Source organism: Kribbella soli, assembly GCF_004331345.1.
GTDB classification, from domain to species: domain Bacteria; phylum Actinomycetota; class Actinomycetes; order Propionibacteriales; family Kribbellaceae; genus Kribbella; species Kribbella soli.
In genome coordinates this window covers 927,744-941,515 of the sequence record NZ_SJJZ01000003.1, presented here as the reverse complement: position 1 = coordinate 941,515, position 13,772 = coordinate 927,744, and the positions used below count along the sequence as shown (strand labels likewise).

Below are 13,772 nucleotides of genomic sequence, written 5' to 3'. Positions count from 1 at the left end.
AGCCCGATGACCGCCACTGTCGACGCGCCGCCCGACCAGCTCACCCCGGTGCGGTTTCACCAAGTAGGAAAGGCGTTCGGCAGCGGCCGCAAGGCGGTGGTCGCGCTGGACGGCGTCGACCTCGAGGTCGGTGCCGGCGAGTTCGTCTGCCTGCTCGGCGCCTCCGGGTGCGGCAAGACCACGCTGCTCAACCTGGTCGCCGGTCTGGACCGGCCGACGAGCGGCCGGATCGAGCTGAACTCGTCGCGCCCGGCGGTCGTCTTCCAGGAAGCCGCGCTGATGCCGTGGCTGACGGCGGCCGGGAACGTCGAGCTTCCGCTGCGGATGGCCGGCGTACCGAAGGCGCAGCGGCGGGCCAAGGCCGCGGAGCTGCTGGAGCTGGTGCGGCTCGCCGGCCTCGGCGACAAGCGGCCGCACGAGTTGTCCGGTGGTATGCGGCAGCGGGTCGCTCTGGCGCGCGCACTGGCGTCAACGACTGACAGTGCTGATGCGGGCAAGCCGTCGTTGTTGCTGATGGACGAGCCGTTCTCAGCGCTGGATGCGATCACCCGCGACGTTCTCCAGGGCGAGCTGCTGCGGATCTGGCGTGCCACCGGTACGGCGATCCTGTTCGTCACGCACGACGTCCGCGAAGCGGTGCGGCTCGGGCAACGCGTCGTACTGCTGTCGTCGCGTCCCGGGCGCGTCGTACAGGAATGGGATGTGGATGATGCTCCTGATGCAGTTGACGAGATCAACACCGCGCTGCGCAAGGTGATCAGCAGTCATGCCGCTTGACGTCCAGGAAGGATCTGTCGAGGCCGGTCTGGACGCCCTCGACACACCCGTCAACGCGCCCGACGGTTCGCGGGTACGGCGGATCGCCGCGCGAGTACTGCCACCGATCGGGGCGATCGTCGTCCTGGTGGCGATCTGGCAGGCGTTGTGGGCCGCGGCGTTCTGGCCCGAGTTCAAACTGCCCTCGCCGGCGGCCGTCTGGGGTCAGATCTGGGAGCTGGTGACCAGCGGCGACATCCTCGAGCTGTTCTGGGTGTCCGTGCACCGGGCCGTCATCGGGTTCGCGATCTCGCTGCTGATCGCCGTACCGCTGGGGCTCGCGATCGCGAACATCCGCGTCGTACGGCGGGGTATCGGGCCGCTCGTGTCGGGGCTGCAGAGCCTGCCCTCGGTGGCGTGGGTGCCGGCGGCGATCCTGTGGTTCGGGCTGAACGATCGCGCGATCTACTGGGTGGTGCTGCTCGGCGCGGTGCCGTCGATCGCGAACGGGCTGGTGTCCGGTCTCGACCAGGTGCCGCCGATCCTGCCGCGGGTCGGCAAGGCGCTCGGGGCGGGCCGCTTCGGCGGGATCCGGTACATCCTGCTGCCGGCCGCGCTGCCCGGGTTCCTCGGCGGACTCAAGCAGGGCTGGGCGTTCTCGTGGCGGTCGCTGATGGCGGCCGAGCTGATCGCGACCTCGCCGGAGCTCGGCAAGGGCCTCGGTCAGTACCTGCACGACGGCATGTCGCTGTCGGACATCTCGATGGTGTTCGCCGGGATCGTGCTGATCTTCGTGGTCGGCGTCGGCATCGAGCTGCTGGTGTTCCGGCCGCTGGAGAACTCGGTGCTCCGCGCCCGGGGACTCACCTCGTCCGCTCGCTGATGCGGCCTGTGCCCGTACTGGCCGTACTGTTGGGACGTGGTCCGATTTCTGCCGTTCCTGATCAGCCTGGTGCTCACTGTCTACGCGCTGTTCTCGTGCATCCAGACACCCGACGAAGACGTGCCGCATCTGCCGAAGCTGCTGTGGATCGTCCTGATCGTGTTCGTCCCGTTCGCGGGGCCGATCGTCTGGCTGCTGATGTCACGCGCACACCTGAACCGCCAGGAGAGCGTCGTACGGCGGGAACCGCCGAGGCCCACCGGCCGGCCGCCGGCGCCCGACGACGATCCGGACTTCCTCAAGTCACTGGACCGCTACCGGGACCCGCGCACGACCGCGAAACCACCCGAGCCCGAGGTCCCGGCGGACGAACCGAAACCGCCGAAACCGCCGAAGCGACCGAAGGACACGAAGGGGTCCGAGGACTCCCCGTCCGAGACCGACGACGGTAAGGCCTGAGTTTTCACACAGGCCTTACGACGCCGTTCCGTGGCTGCGAGCAGCTACGCGGACTTCCGGTGCTCGGGCAGGAGGGTGTTGTCGCGCTCGGACTCCGTGGTGCCGCCCCAGACGCCGTACGGCTCGCCGACGGCGAGGGCGTGCTGGCGGCATTCGGGCTGGACCGGGCAGGTGCCGCAGAGCGACTTGGCCACCATCTCGCGGGCGCGTTTGCGAACGCCACGCTCCGATTCGGGTGAGAAGAAGAGCTCCGGGTTGACGTCCCGGCATGCGGCTTGCGACTGCCAGTCCCACAGATCCATGAGCGGGCGGGGCAGACGAGGCATCCCTCTCGACATGGCAACCTCCTATGACTCACCGTAAGCGCGGACGGGCGCTCGGTGAAAACTATGCTCATCTCAGAGCGAGTTCAACCCTTGTTGTCTCGAAGTTCGGGCCATTCGTTATCGCCACGTGCCGTCGCGGCCGGTGATCGGCGGATTTCAGGCGGCGGGCGTGTTCACGTCATCACCTGATGTGACATGAGTCACTTCAACGGTGCAAGTTCGTCTGCACGTGCAGATGCCTCAGGCACCGATTTCGGGGTCGTAGCGGTAGTACTCGTGGGCGCCGTGGGGCGTGTCCCGCTCGCCGGTCAGGGCCCGGATCACCGTCGCGTGGGTGATCGCCAGAACCGGTCCGTCGGTGCTGGCGGTGTGCCGGGCGAGGGCGGCGCGGGCGCGTTCGCGGACCCGGGACAGTGGCTCCCAGGGTCGCTGGATGCCATCCGGCCATTCCCCGTCGTACGCCTCGAACTCGGCCTGCGCCGCACGGACGTCGGCGGCGCTGCGCCACAGACCGGTGTGGTCCGGCAACCAGTCGCGCAGGTCGTAGTCGACCTTGACGCCGAGCGCGAGCCGGTGGCCGATGATCGCGGCGCTGTGCAGGGCCCGCGTGAACGGCGAGCTGACCAGGTAGGTCGCGCGGATGCCGCCGAGCAGGTCGGCGAGTTCCTGGGCCTGTTTCATCCCGAGGGCGGTGAGTGGGGCGGAGTCGGCCGCCATTCCCGGCCAGCCGCGGGAATCGATCGGCTCGTAGTCCGGCTCACCGTGCCGGACGAGATAGATCTGCGTCACGGGCATGTTCTACCGGAGATGTCTGGCCCCCGCCCATCCACGGGTGTGGCCGGGCGGCGGCGGGTCGGTCAGGGACGTCGGCGGCCGCACCTCGTGCAGCTCGTCGAAGAGGTTGTCGAGGCCGGCCCGTGGCGCCGCCGGCGAGGTCTGTGCGTCGATCCAGCGGATCTCGGTCGCGCCCTGGTGGCCGTGCACGGCCAGGATCGCGTCGACGTTCGGCCAGACGGCCGTCGCCGGGTTGTCGCCGCGCCAGCGCAGGGCCACCGAGCCGTCGGTGAACTCACACCCTTCCGCCACCACGCCGGTCCCGGACACGCCACTGGGATCTCGGTACCGAACCAACTCGAAGGTTCGCGGCCTCACCACCTGCTGCACTCCCCGATGTCTCGACCCGGTCTTGCAGCGATCAACGCTGCGCTGAGATCAACGACGGCACCTACGAGGTGGTTACTGGCGAGCAACCGTCCGCCGCATGAAAATGCGCTCCGAGGGGTCGAGTCCGAACGCCGTCTCGACGGCCAGGATCTCCGTCAGCCCGGGCGTGAGTTCCGCGGCCGGCAGCTCCGTGAACCCGAGCCGCGCGTAGTACGGCGCGTTCCACGGCACGCTCCGGAACGTGCTGAGCGTCAGTACCGGAAACCCTTGCTCGGCGGCCCACGTACCGACGTACTCGATCAATCCCCGGCCGATCCCGCGCCCCTGATGATCCGGGTGCACGCTGACCTGCTCGATGTGTACGCCGCCGTCGACGAGCTTCACGAAGACGAAGCCGGTCGGCTTGTCTGCGTCGTCGACCGAGACCCACAGGTGCCCGGCCTCCCAGGACTGCTCGAAGATCTCCAAGGCGGGCGGCGGATGCTCCGCGACGTCCGTCATACCGATGTTGCGAAAGAGCACGCCGGCAGCAACCTCGAGCTCCTGGAGAGCGGGGAGCTCGTCTCGACGAGCGGTACGGATGTTCATGGATGCTATTGTTGTCCATGTGAAGCGCAGCTATTGGCGATTTTTTGAGTGGCCGGCCTTGGTGCCGGGCGACTCAGCCGATCGCTGACGCCCACCCGCAGACACCAGAGCCGGCACGAAGGCAAGGACATCCGTCCTTGCCTTTTCTCGTTCCCAGCCGGCTGACTGCGTCGCACGCATGCGGACCGGCGGAAAGGTCCCCAGAATGAACACCCTCCCGAAACCGAGCCAGCAGAGTCGCGAACAGTCGCGGGTCGTCGACCGACGCATCGAGAAGACTGTCCCGCTGGTCACCCCGCTCGCCCTGCACGACGAGTTCCCGCTCAACGACGACGTCGCCCGAACCGTGGCCGACGGCCGTCAGTCGGTGGCCGACGTACTGAACGGCGTCGACGGCCGCCTGCTGGTCGTCGTCGGCCCGTGCTCGGTCCACGACGCCGACGCGGCCCTCGAGTACGCCGAACGCCTCCGCCCGGTCGCCGAGCGGCTGTCCGACGGCCTCCTCGTCGTGATGCGGGTGTACTTCGAGAAGCCGCGCTCGACGCTGGGCTGGAAGGGCCTGATCAACGACCCGGGCCTGGACGGCTCCGGCGACGTGAACCGCGGTCTGCGGATCGCCCGGCGGCTGCTGGTGCAGGTCAGCGAGCTCGGGCTCCCGACCGGCTGCGAGTTCCTCGACCCGATCACCCCGCAGTACATCGCGGACACCGTCGGCTGGGGTGCGATCGGCGCCCGGACCGTGGAGAGCCAGGTCCACCGGCAGCTGTCGTCCGGCCTGTCGATGCCGATCGGGATGAAGAACCGTCCGGACGGATCGATCGCGACCGCGGTCGACGCGATCAAGGCGGCCGCCGTACCGCACGTCTTCACCGGTATCGACCACGACGGCGCGCCGGCGATCCTGCACACCCGTGGCAACCCGGACTGCCACCTGGTACTCCGTGGTTCGGACAGCGGCCCGAACTACGACGCGGAGTCCGTAGCGGGCGCGCAGGAGCTGCTGCGCAAGGCCGGACTGGCCGAGCGGGTCGTCATCGACGCCAGCCACGGCAACAGCCGCAAGGACCACCGCCGGCAGCCGGTGGTGGCCGAGGAGATCGGTGCGCAGGTCGCGGCCGGCAACCAGGCGATCGTCGGCGTGATGCTGGAGTCGTTCCTGCAGGAGGGTCGCCAGGACCTCGACCCGACCCGGGAGCTGGTCTACGGCCAGTCGATCACCGACGCCTGCATGAGCTGGGACACGACCGTGCAGACGCTCGAGAAGCTGCGAGCCGCGGCGGTCGCACGGCGCGACCAGAGCTAGATCGGGACGATATTCATCACGCCCGCGATCCGTGCCGCGGATCGCGGGCGTCATCAAGGGTCCGTTTGATGACGCCCAAGCCGTGCGTCATCGCCTCGGCCATCGACGCGGCCAGCTCGTCGGGGAGCACGTCGCGGATCCACACCAATCGGCACCGCCGCTCGCCGTCGACGACGACCTGCATGGCGGCGTTGTCGTGATCCGGCTGTACGTTGCCGCCGACGACCGCATAGACGATCCGGCGAGTGGGGTGGTCGACGCTGACTCGTCGTTCCCGGACCACCGTCCCGTCGGCGAAGGTGACGACCCGGCAGTCGGCCTCGACCTGGGTGTCTTCCACGAACCCCGGCGCCATCCGCGAAGGCCCCGTGGCGAAGTCGCCGATCACGTCCCACACCTCCTCGGCACTGGACTCGATCACGATTTCTTTGCTGATAGACGCCATGTCTCCTACCTATGTTCTCTGTGCTGCAACAGGGGCCTCGGGGCAGACAAGCCTGCCCCGAGGCTGCCCGCCGGTCTTGAAGATCCTTGCGGGACTGTCCCACCCGCCGCATAGCATCCGAAGGTGCTCTCCTTCGTTGATCTGGCAACCAGCGCGGACTTCACCGTCGCCGCGGTGGACTGCCGAGACGATCACCGCGGCTGGTCGAGTGAGCAGCCGCGCGAGGACGTGCGGCTCGTGTTCGTGCGCCACGGCGGGTTCCGCCGACAGGTTCGCGGTGTCTGCGCGGACCTCGACCACACCGTCGGCTACCTCGGGATGCCCGGCGAGGAGGAGCGCTTCGCCCATCCCGCCGGTAGCGACAAGTGCACCTCGATCAGCCTGACACCCGCACTCTGGCGCACCCTGGCCGGCGAGGCGCCACGGCTGGACGGCTCGTCGGTGTACGTGGAGGGCAGGCTCGACCTCGCCCACCGGCAGCTCCTGGCCGCCACCCGCGCTGCCGACACCGACTACGCAGCGGCCGAAGGACTGCTTGGCCTGGTGACCAAGGTCGTCCGGCAGGTGGTGACCACGACCATCCCGGACAGCGACCGGGCAGGGGCCGGTGACCGGGCGCTGGTAGCCCAAGCCCGCGGTGTGATCAGCGACGGTCATCCCGCCGCGGCCGGGCTGATTCCGCTCGCCGCACTGTTGGGCGTCTCGCCCTACCGGCTCAGCCGGGCCTTCACCCGCGAACTCGGGGTGTCGCTGACCCGCCACCGCAACCGAGTCCGCGTAGCCCACGCGCTGGACCGGCTGGAGACCGGTGAACCGAGCCTCGCAGTCCTCGCCGCCGACCTCGGCTTTGCTGACCAGGCACACCTGTGCCGGACCATGCGCGAACACCTGGGACACACGCCAACCGCGCTACGTAGGCTGCTCGCCTGAGACCACCAGAGAAGCGCGGATAGCTGTTCATCTCGAGGTCTCGCTTCGGCTACGGCGGGCCCCTAAGGTCCGGACCATGACTGAGATCTCCCGGCGTCTGGTGCTCGGTTCGGTGGCGGGTGGGGCAGCGGTCTCGCTGCTCCCACCGTCACTGCACACCGCGATGGCGCAACCTGTGAGGCGTGGTGGTCTGCGCGCGATCGAGCACGTGATCGTGCTGATGCAGGAGAACCGCTCGTTCGACCACTACTACGGGGCGCTGCGCGGAATCCGCGGGTACGGCGACCGGCAGCCGCTGCGGCTGCGCAACGGCAAGAGCATCTTCCACCAGCCGAAGACGGGTGGTGGCGAGGTGCTGCCGTTCTCGCTCCGGAAGGCCGCCGCCGACGCGGGCCGCAACCCGGACGACATCCAGTACCTCGGCGCGCTGGCCCACGGGTACGGCGACGCCACGCAGGCCTGGGCGGGCGGCTGGAACGACGACTGGGTGCAGGCCAAGACGGCCGCCACGATGACCCACTACGACCGCCGCGACATCCCGCTGCAGTACGAGCTCGCCGAGACGTTCACGATCTGCGACGCGTACCACTGCTCGGTCAACGGTTCGACCAACCCGAACCGCAACTACCTGTGGTCCGGCACCGTCGGCTACGAGCCCGGTACGACGCAGCGCGCGGTGACGAACGCGGCGTACGACTACGACCACGCCGGCTACGACTGGACGGCGTACCCGGAACGACTCGAGCAGGCCGGTGTCTCCTGGCAGATCTACCAGGAGTGGGACAACTTCACCGACAACGCGGTCGAGTACTTCAAGACCTTCAAGGACATCGGGCACCGGATCCTCGAGAACGTCCCGGGCGGCTACCGGACGACCGAGGAGTTCTACGACAAGCTGTTCGCGAAGACCGAGGCCGAGCGAACCGTCGCGCTGCAGCAGCTCGAGTTGGCGGTCGGGAAGCTTCCGGCCGCGGAGCAGGAGCTGTTCCACAAGGCGATGTACCGGTCCGAGCCGGAGTCGCTGGTGCCGCGGCTGCGCGCCGACATCAAGGCCGGCACGCTGCCGAAGGTGAGCTGGCTGGTCCCGTCCGCGGTCGATTCCGAGCACCCCGGTTCGTCCACCCCGGTCGGCAGCGCGAACCTGATCTACGACGTGCTCGACGCGATCGCGTCCGACCCGGAGACCTGGTCGAAGACCGTGCTGCTGATCAACTTCGACGAGAACGACGGGTACTTCGACCACGTCCCGCCGCCGGTCGCGCCGCAGCCTCCGTCGGGCGAGGGCGACGATTGGTACGCCGGGAAGCCGATCGGGCTCGGCCCGCGGGTCCCGATGACCGTCGTGTCACCGTGGACGGTCGGCGGTCATGTGAACTCGCAGGTCTTCGACCACACCTCGGTCCTGCGATTCCTCGAACTCTGGACCGGTGTCCGCGAGCCGAACATCAGCTCCTGGCGGCGGACGGTCTGCGGTGACCTGACCTCGACGTTCGACTTCGACCGCAGCTACCGGCAGCCGTCTGTCGACCGGCCAGGCCCGGTCCCGGCGCCCATCAACCGCTGGCACCCGGCGCCGCCCGCGGACCAGGCCGTCCCGGCGCAGGAGCCCGGCCGGCGACCCGCGCGCGCACTCCCTTACGGACCGGCGGTTTCGGGATCAGTGGCCGACGGCAAGCTGATGCTTGCCCTCAGCAACCATGGCGCGCAGTCGACGCACTTCACCATCTATCCGTACGGCGGCGAGCTCCCGGCGCCGGCGCACTTCGACGTCCACCACACGCACGCGGACAAGACTCCGGGGGACACCCCGACCGCGGTCGCGATCCCCGTCGACGGTCCGTTCGAAGTCGCGGTCCAGGGCCCGAACCGGTTCTGGGCGGAGGTCGCCGGTTCGTCCTCCGGCCCCGCGGCGGGCCTCGACGTACGCATCGAGAACCGCGCCGGCGCCCTGCAGTTGCACCTGGTCAACGCCTCGAGGAAACAGCTGACCGTGAAGCTGAAGGCCCGCGGCTACGGCAGCAAGACCACGACGATCGAGCTCCGCGGCAAGCAGTCCCGCCCGATCTTCTGGCCGACCGACACCGGCTGGTACGACGTCGAGGTCACGACCCCCGACGACCCGACGTACCGCCGCCGCCTGTCGGGTCACCTGGAAACGGGCAAGCCCAGCATCACCGGCTGACCGTCCCCGCCGCGTCCGAAGATGTGTGGTCGACACCCCGCACATCTTCGGACGTCAGGGGTGATCAGGTCGACGTGTTGTCCTCGAGGTTCGCGGCGCCGGTCATGATCGCGACGCCTTCGGTCATGGTGTGGGAATCCGGCGTGATGACACCGGCGCAGCGGCCGAGTCGCTGGATGTGGATCCGGTCGGCGACCTCCCACACGTGGGGCATGTTGTGGCTGATCAGGATGACGGGCAGCCCGCGCTCGCGCAGCCCCTTGATCATGTCGAGAACCTGGTTCGACTCCTTGACCCCGAGCGCGGCGGTCGGTTCGTCGAGTACGACGACCTTGCTGCCGAAGGCCGCCGCGCGAGCGACGGCGACGGCCTGGCGCTGGCCGCCGGACAGGGTTTCCACCGTTTGCTGGATGTTCTGGATCGTCTGGATACCGAGTTCGCGCACCGCTGCCGCCGCGCGATCGCGCATGCCGCGGTGGTCGAGCATCCGGAAGACGTTGCCGAGGAGACCTGGCCGGCGTTCCTCGCGGCCGAGGTACAGGTTGCTGGCGATGTCGAGGGCGGGTGCCACCGCCAGCGTCTGATAGACGGTCTCGATGCCGGCTGCCCGGGCGTCTTGTGGCCCGCGGAAGGTGATCGGTGCCTGCTCTAGCGTCAGCTGTCCGGCGTCGGGTATCAGCGCGCCGGTGAGGCACTTGATCAGCGTGGATTTGCCCGCGCCGTTGTCACCGATGACGGCGAGGACCTCACCGGGGAACAGGTCGAGGTCGACCCCGTCGAGGCCGATCACGCGGCCGAAGGTCTTGACCAGTCCGCGTGCGGACAGGATCGGAACCTGGAGAGCTGTGTCCCCCGGCTGATTGATGGTGGCAGTCACGAGCGCACCTTCCTGATCCACTGGTCCACGGACACAGCGACGATGACCAGGACTCCGACTGCGAGCAGCCGGTACTGCGCGTCGACACCGGCCAGCGACAAGCCGATGGTGAAGGCCTGCACGATCAGGGCGCCGAGCAGGGTGCCCAGGAGACCGCCGCGACCACCGAACAGGCTGGTTCCGCCGATCACGACCGCGGTGATGCTTTCCAGGTTGGCGTCGACGATCGCGTTCGGGCTGGCGGCCCCGGCGCGGCCGATCAGGGTCCAGCCGGCGATTCCGTAGATCAGGCCCGCGACGGCGTAGACGCTGAACAGGACGCGGCGCGAGCGGACGCCGCTGAGCCGCGCGGCCTCGGGGTCGTCTCCGACGGCGTACACATGCCGGCCCCAGGAGGTCTGGCTGAGCGCGAACCCGACGACGACATAGAGACCGATCACGATCAGTACTCCGGTCGTGACGCGGAACCGGCCGATCGCGAAGCCCTCGCCGGTCCAGTTGAGCAGGGCCGGGAGACGGTTGTTCTGGATGCTTTGTCCGCCCGAGTAGAGCAGGGCGAGAGCGGTGAAGATGCTCAGGGTTCCCAGTGTGACGATGAACGGTGGCAGACCGATCCGGGTCACCAGGAGCCCGTTCAGTACGCCGGCGGCGAGCCCGAGGACGAGGCCGGCGGCCAGGGCGAGGCCGGCCGGCCAACCGTTCTCGGCGGCCAGGGTCGCCGTGACCATCATCGACAAGATCGCGATGGCTCCGACCGACAGGTCGATGCCGGCGGTCAGGATGATCAGCGTCTGGCCGACCGCGAGGGCGGCGACGACCGCGGTCTGCTGAACCAGCAGGGACAGCGCGGCCGGGTTGGAGAACCGGCTGTTCACGATGGTGAAGCACACCACCGTGAGCAGCAGGATGATCGCAGGGCTGAGCGCGGGATGCTGGTGGAGAAGGTGCTGGATCCGTTGGCTCGTCGTGTGTTCCCGCCGGGCGAGCTCCTTCGCCGCGGCGCCGGGGGTGGCGCTCTGTACTGTCATCTGGTCACCTCTCGAGGTCGGAGTCGGCGGTCATCCCCAGCACAGCGTGCTGCCCTTGGCGGTGTCGATGCTGGTCACGCCCGGGCTGGCCTTGTCGGTGACGAGTGCCACGCCGGTGTTGTAGAAGTCGAGCCCTGGGCTGTTCTGGGGCTTGTCGCCGCCGCGGGCGATCTTGGCGATCGACTCGACGCCGAGCGAGGCCATCTTCAACGGGTACTGCTGGGAGGTCGCACCGATGATCCCGTCCTTCACCGACTTCACGCCCGCGCAGCCACCGTCGACCGAGACGACGAGCACGCCGGAGGTCTTGCCGGCCGCCTTAAGAGCGTTGTAGGCACCGATAGCGGCCGGCTCGTTGATCGTGTAGACGACGTTCACGTTCGAGTTCTTGGTCAGGCAGTTCTCCATCGCGGACCGCCCGCCGTCCTCGGCGCCCTGCGTCGGCTCGTTGCAGACGATCGAGTAGGAGCCGCCGCTGTACGAACCCGACTTCGCCTCGTCGCCGTTCTTCTTGGCGTCCTTTGTATCGACTCCGAGGCCGGTGAGGAAGCCCTGGTCACGGTTGTAGTCGACGGAGACGACCTTGTCGTTGAACAGGTCGAGCAGCGCGATGGTCGCAGGCTTGCCGCCGAGCTGCTTGGCGGTCCATTGCCCGATGAGCTTTCCGGCCTCGAAGTTGTCGGTGGCGAAGGTGATGTCGACGGTGTCGGCCGGGTCCGGCGGCGTGTCCAGGGCGATCACGTACAGGCCGGCGTCCCGCGCCTTCTTGATCGCGCTGTTGACGCCTGGACCGTTCGGGGTGATCAGGATGCCCTTCTGGCCCTGCGCGATCGCGTTCTCGATCGCCTGTACCTGGCCTTGCTCGTCGCCGTCGGCCTTCCCGGAGGCGATCGTCAGGTCGACGTTGTTCTTCGTGGCCTCCTCCTTGGCGCCCTTCTGCATGGCGACGAAGAAGGGGTTGGTGGAGTCCTTGGTGATCAGGGACACGCCGATCTTGTCGGTCGACGACGCAGACCCGCCGCTGTCGGATCCGCCACAAGCTGACAAGGCCACCAGACCGGTCAGGGCGGCCGCGGCGACACTGAGGCGCGCTGTACGGGTGATGAAGTGCATGTTCGGGTCCCTCCGGGAAAGGCACAGTTTGTTAGTACGTCAACGTTGACGTAAAGGCAGAACACACCAAGAGAGGCTTGTGGTCAAGGGCTCAATCGGAAATACTGCAGCCATGACGACAACGTTGACGCAGTCCGGAGGCGGCAAGGATCGGCCGGCTCGGTCGACCATGAAGGACGTCGCCCGCCTGGCCGGTGTCAGCGTCAAAACGGTGTCGCGGGTCGTCAACGGCGAGCCAGGCGCCTCCGCCGCCGTCCGCGAACGCATTCTGCAGGCTGCGGAACGGCTCGACTATCGACACAATCTCGGCGCGAGCACCTTGCGTCGGAAGGACTCGAGATCAGGCATCGTCGGTGCGCTGCTGCAAGATGTCGGGAACAGTTTCTCCGCCGGTCTGTTACGTGCGCTCGAAGACGCTCTCCGCGAGGGAGGGCTGTCCGTGCTGGCCGCGAGCCTCGACGAGGAGCCGGATCGTGAGCGGGACATCGTCTCTGATCTGGTGGCCCGCCGCGCCGACGGGCTGGTACTGATGCCGGCCTCCGAGCGGCACGAATACCTGCTGAGTGAACATCGCGCGGGACTCCCGTTGGTGTTCGTGGATCGCCGACCGCACGGTCTGGACTGCGACTCCGTCACCATCGACAACCGGATGGGCGCCAAACTGGCGACCGCTCACCTGATCGCGGGTGGACATCGCCGCATTGCGATGCTCAGCGACCTCCATCAGATCGAGACGGCCAAGGAGCGGATCGCCGGTTACCGCGCAGCCCTCGAGGAAGCGCAGATCGGATTCGATCCGCTGCTGCTCGTCCACGGTGTGCGCAGCGAGGAGGAAGCAACGCGAGTGGTCGCCGACTTCCTCGACTCGACAGACCCTCCGACCGCACTGGTTGCCGGGCGCAACATCATCACAGTGGGCGCTGTTCGCGCACTGCGGTCCGCGGGCATGGTGCGCAAGGTGGCTCTGGTCGGGTTCGACGACTTTCCCTTGGCCGACCTGATCGAGCCGGGTCTGACAGTGATTCGGCAGGACGTACGGCGCATCGGCGCCGAGGTCGGTCGTATCCTCCTCGGCCGGCTCGCGGGCGACAACGGGCCACCACAGCATCTGGTGCTCAAGCCGTCACTGATCCGGCGAGGAAGCGGTGAGATCCTCCCACCGAACCTCGATCCTGTTGGTCGATGACAGTGGTCGGCGCCGGTTATCTGGCGATAGCCGCGGTACGCGCCTTGGTCACGGTGATCAGGTCGGCGGGGGACAGGCCGATGTCGAGACCGCGCCGGCCGCCCGACACGTAGACCGTCGGGTGGTCGGTGGCGGTGCTGTCGACGACCGTGGGCAGGGCGCGCTTCTGGCCGATCGGGCTGATGCCGCCGACGACGTACCCGGTGGTGCGCTCGGCGGCGACCGGGTCGGCCATCACTGCCTTCTTCCCGCCGGCCGCGGCCGCGATCGCCTTCAGGTCGAGCTGCTTGTCGACCGGTACGACGCCGACTGTGAGCTTCCCGTCGACCTCGACGAGCAGCGTCTTGAACACCTGCTCCGGCGCCAGCCTGAGCGCCTCGGCTGCCTCGAGTCCGAACGACTTCGCCGCCGGGTCGTGCTCGTAGGCATGCGTCGTGAACTCGACCATCGCCTTCGTCAGCGCAACGGTCGCGGGTGTTCCCTGACTCTGCTTCTTCGCCACGGGGCGAGCTTAGTGAGGGGCGGACCTCCG

At 68.2% G+C, this 13,772-nt stretch carries 16 protein-coding genes; 7 read left to right on the top strand and 9 right to left on the bottom strand.

Annotated elements, in window-relative coordinates; translation table 11 throughout:
- Positions 1-6 precede the first annotated feature (6 nt).
- Genes E0H45_RS27330 through E0H45_RS27320 form a run of 3 tightly spaced genes read left to right on the top strand, consistent with a single transcriptional unit; the run spans position 7 to position 2,098 of the window.
- Positions 7-777, top strand: coding sequence for an ABC transporter ATP-binding protein (locus tag E0H45_RS27330; protein ID WP_131342538.1), 771 nt, complete (start codon positions 7-9; stop codon positions 775-777).
- Entirely contained in the window at positions 767-1,639 is an 873-nt protein-coding gene (locus E0H45_RS27325; protein WP_131342536.1) for an ABC transporter permease, read from the top strand. The genes E0H45_RS27330 and E0H45_RS27325 overlap by 11 nt, the downstream gene beginning before the upstream one ends.
- Positions 1,640-1,675: 36 nt before the next feature.
- On the top strand, positions 1,676-2,098 hold the full coding sequence (locus E0H45_RS27320) for a PLD nuclease N-terminal domain-containing protein (protein ID WP_131342534.1): 423 nt from the start codon (positions 1,676-1,678) through the stop codon (positions 2,096-2,098).
- 44 nt (positions 2,099-2,142) lie between these two features.
- On the opposite strand, the gene E0H45_RS27315 is transcribed toward E0H45_RS27320, so the two are convergent.
- The 4 genes from E0H45_RS27315 to E0H45_RS27300 all read right to left on the bottom strand — a co-directional run bounded on the left by E0H45_RS27315 (position 2,143) and on the right by E0H45_RS27300 (position 4,176).
- A complete protein-coding gene (locus tag E0H45_RS27315) occupies positions 2,143-2,436 on the bottom strand; it encodes a WhiB family transcriptional regulator (protein WP_130380423.1) in 294 nt (97 codons plus the stop codon).
- Between the two features lie 228 nt (positions 2,437-2,664).
- Positions 2,665-3,213, bottom strand: coding sequence for a histidine phosphatase family protein (locus E0H45_RS27310; RefSeq protein ID WP_131342532.1), 549 nt, complete (start codon positions 3,211-3,213; stop codon positions 2,665-2,667).
- Positions 3,214-3,222: 9 nt separating this feature from the next.
- Positions 3,223-3,579, bottom strand: a complete 357-nt coding sequence (locus tag E0H45_RS27305; RefSeq protein WP_337590420.1) for a hypothetical protein — start codon at positions 3,577-3,579, stop codon at positions 3,223-3,225.
- 81 nt (positions 3,580-3,660) lie between these two features.
- A complete protein-coding gene (locus E0H45_RS27300) occupies positions 3,661-4,176 on the bottom strand; it encodes a GNAT family N-acetyltransferase (protein ID WP_131342530.1) in 516 nt (171 codons plus the stop codon).
- Positions 4,177-4,381: 205 nt separating this feature from the next.
- On the opposite strand from E0H45_RS27300, the gene E0H45_RS27295 reads away from it, so the two are divergent.
- Positions 4,382-5,479, top strand: a complete 1,098-nt coding sequence (locus E0H45_RS27295; RefSeq protein ID WP_131342528.1) for a 3-deoxy-7-phosphoheptulonate synthase — start codon at positions 4,382-4,384, stop codon at positions 5,477-5,479.
- A gap of 16 nt (positions 5,480-5,495) precedes the next feature.
- Here the strand turns inward: E0H45_RS27295 and E0H45_RS27290 are convergent, their stop codons facing one another.
- The gene (locus E0H45_RS27290) at positions 5,496-5,924 is read right to left on the bottom strand and encodes an SRPBCC family protein (RefSeq protein ID WP_131342526.1); all 429 of its coding nucleotides are present in this window, start codon (positions 5,922-5,924) and stop codon (positions 5,496-5,498) included.
- Positions 5,925-6,047: 123 nt separating this feature from the next.
- Between E0H45_RS27290 and E0H45_RS27285 the strand changes: the two genes are divergently transcribed.
- Both E0H45_RS27285 and E0H45_RS27280 read left to right on the top strand, forming a co-directional pair.
- Positions 6,048-6,854, top strand: a complete 807-nt coding sequence (locus E0H45_RS27285; RefSeq protein ID WP_131342524.1) for a helix-turn-helix domain-containing protein — start codon at positions 6,048-6,050, stop codon at positions 6,852-6,854.
- Positions 6,855-6,930: 76 nt separating this feature from the next.
- A complete protein-coding gene (locus E0H45_RS27280; protein WP_131342522.1) occupies positions 6,931-9,036 on the top strand; it encodes a phosphocholine-specific phospholipase C in 2,106 nt (701 codons plus the stop codon).
- A gap of 64 nt (positions 9,037-9,100) precedes the next feature.
- Here the strand turns inward: E0H45_RS27280 and E0H45_RS27275 are convergent, their stop codons facing one another.
- From E0H45_RS27275 to E0H45_RS27265, 3 genes are read right to left on the bottom strand one after another with little or no spacing between them, the layout of a single operon-like run.
- Positions 9,101-9,913, bottom strand: coding sequence for an ATP-binding cassette domain-containing protein (locus E0H45_RS27275; protein WP_131342520.1), 813 nt, complete (start codon positions 9,911-9,913; stop codon positions 9,101-9,103).
- Entirely contained in the window at positions 9,910-10,941 is a 1,032-nt protein-coding gene (locus E0H45_RS27270) for an ABC transporter permease (RefSeq protein ID WP_131342518.1), read from the bottom strand. Before E0H45_RS27270 ends, E0H45_RS27275 begins: the two co-directional genes overlap by 4 nt.
- A 30-nt stretch (positions 10,942-10,971) precedes the next feature.
- Complete coding sequence (locus E0H45_RS27265; RefSeq protein WP_131342516.1) at positions 10,972-12,054, bottom strand: substrate-binding domain-containing protein; 1,083 nt, start codon at positions 12,052-12,054, stop codon at positions 10,972-10,974.
- 112 nt (positions 12,055-12,166) lie between these two features.
- On the opposite strand from E0H45_RS27265, the gene E0H45_RS27260 reads away from it, so the two are divergent.
- Positions 12,167-13,240: a LacI family DNA-binding transcriptional regulator gene (locus tag E0H45_RS27260; protein WP_202872526.1), complete on the top strand. Its 1,074-nt coding sequence runs from the start codon at positions 12,167-12,169 to the stop codon at positions 13,238-13,240.
- Between the two features lie 16 nt (positions 13,241-13,256).
- On the opposite strand, the gene ybaK is transcribed toward E0H45_RS27260, so the two are convergent.
- On the bottom strand, positions 13,257-13,742 hold the full coding sequence (ybaK, locus tag E0H45_RS27255; RefSeq protein WP_131342514.1) for a Cys-tRNA(Pro) deacylase: 486 nt from the start codon (positions 13,740-13,742) through the stop codon (positions 13,257-13,259).
- Positions 13,743-13,772: the final 30 nt, after the last annotated feature.

What these genes read in the sequence shown, in the direction of transcription:
- E0H45_RS27270 (WP_131342518.1), bottom strand. Translation starts at nt 10,941, where the DNA reads ATGACAGTACAGAGCGCCACCCCCGGCGCCGCGGCGAAGGAGCTCGCC.
- E0H45_RS27290 (WP_131342526.1), bottom strand. Translation starts at nt 5,924, where the DNA reads ATGGCGTCTATCAGCAAAGAAATCGTGATCGAGTCCAGTGCCGAGGAG.
- E0H45_RS27260 (WP_202872526.1), top strand. Translation starts at nt 12,167, where the DNA reads ATGACGACAACGTTGACGCAGTCCGGAGGCGGCAAGGATCGGCCGGCT.
- E0H45_RS27280 (WP_131342522.1), top strand. Translation starts at nt 6,931, where the DNA reads ATGACTGAGATCTCCCGGCGTCTGGTGCTCGGTTCGGTGGCGGGTGGG.
- E0H45_RS27295 (WP_131342528.1), top strand. Translation starts at nt 4,382, where the DNA reads ATGAACACCCTCCCGAAACCGAGCCAGCAGAGTCGCGAACAGTCGCGG.
- E0H45_RS27325 (WP_131342536.1), top strand. Translation starts at nt 767, where the DNA reads ATGCCGCTTGACGTCCAGGAAGGATCTGTCGAGGCCGGTCTGGACGCC.
- E0H45_RS27330 (WP_131342538.1), top strand. Translation starts at nt 7, where the DNA reads ATGACCGCCACTGTCGACGCGCCGCCCGACCAGCTCACCCCGGTGCGG.
- E0H45_RS27315 (WP_130380423.1), bottom strand. Translation starts at nt 2,436, where the DNA reads ATGTCGAGAGGGATGCCTCGTCTGCCCCGCCCGCTCATGGATCTGTGG.
- E0H45_RS27300 (WP_131342530.1), bottom strand. Translation starts at nt 4,176, where the DNA reads ATGAACATCCGTACCGCTCGTCGAGACGAGCTCCCCGCTCTCCAGGAG.
- E0H45_RS27265 (WP_131342516.1), bottom strand. Translation starts at nt 12,054, where the DNA reads ATGCACTTCATCACCCGTACAGCGCGCCTCAGTGTCGCCGCGGCCGCC.